Below are 1336 nucleotides of genomic sequence, written 5' to 3'. Positions count from 1 at the left end.
CGCCACAGGTCAGATCAGCGCTTTGTCTGCCGGCACTTCAACAATAACATATACCGTTGCCGGTACCGGAGGCTGTGGAAATGCGATGGTAACCAAAGTGGTTACTGTGACCGCTGCACCTGTTGCAGGTACTTTAAGCGGCACAGGCAACATCTGTATAGGCAGCACTTCAGCTTTTAGTTCTACAGAAACAGGAGGAGTTTGGAGTTCAGACAACACCAGTGTGGCGACTATTGACCCTTCTACAGGATTGGTCAACGGGCTTGGTTCCGGAACAGCTACGATGACTTATACCGTTACAGGCACAGGGGGATGTAGCGATGCGGTAGCGACCAGAACAGTTACTGTGACCGCTGCACCAGTTGCCGGTACGCTAAGCGGAGTACAAAGTGTTTGTATTGGCAATGGTTCGACCTTCAGTTCAACAATAAGCGGAGGAAGCTGGAGTTCAGGGAATACTGCTGTAGCGACGATCAATGCCAGCACAGGAGAGATTACTGCCTTAACTGCAGGAACTGCGACAATGACTTACACGGTTGCAGGTTCAGGAGGTTGTGGAAATGCAACAGATACCAGAGTCATCACCGTAACAGCACCGGTAACTGCGGGTACCCTGGGAGGTAATCAAAGTATTTGTGTTGGAAGTACCACAACATTTAATTCTACAATAAATGGTGGAAGCTGGAGCTCAGGAAATACTGCTGTAGCCACTATAGATCCTTCCACAGGATTGATCAATGGGCTTGGTTCCGGAACCGCAACGATGACTTATACCGTTATAGGTACAGGAGGTTGTGGAGATGCGATAGCGACCAGAACAGTGACAGTCACCGCTGCTCCAATTGCCGGTACTTTGGGTGGAAATCAAAATGTCTGTGTAGGAAGTACAACCACTTTTAATTCAACGATTGCAGGAGGCGTATGGACTTCTGATCAGCCAGGTGTAGCGACTATTGATCCTTCAACTGGCCTAATCAATGGTGTTGGAGCCGGAACGGCGACCATGACCTACACGGTTGCCGGCAACGGTGGTTGTGGTGATGCGATAGCCACAAGGGTGGTTACCGTGACAGCTGCGCCAGTTGCAGGTACTTTAAGTGGAAGCGGAAATATATGTGTAGGAAGCAATAATACTTTTAGTTCGACAGTTTTAGGCGGAAGTTGGAGCAGCTCAAATTCGGCTGTGGCAACTATTGATGCTACAGGTCAGATCAGCGCTTTGTCTGCCGGTACTTTAACAATAACGTATACCGTTTCCGGTGCGGGAGGCTGTGGAAATGCGATGGTAACCAAAGTGGTTACTGTGACCGCTGCACCTGTTGCAGGTACTTTAAGT

At 49.3% G+C, this 1336-nt stretch carries 1 protein-coding gene; it reads left to right on the top strand.

Annotated elements, in window-relative coordinates:
• A partial coding sequence (locus R2Q94_RS22095) for a beta strand repeat-containing protein (protein WP_316823643.1) occupies positions 1-1336 on the top strand: 1336 nt, incomplete at both ends.

This window comes from Pedobacter gandavensis (assembly GCF_032678465.1).
GTDB classification, from domain to species: domain Bacteria; phylum Bacteroidota; class Bacteroidia; order Sphingobacteriales; family Sphingobacteriaceae; genus Pedobacter; species Pedobacter gandavensis_B.
This window is presented reverse-complemented; position numbering and strand designations above follow the sequence as displayed.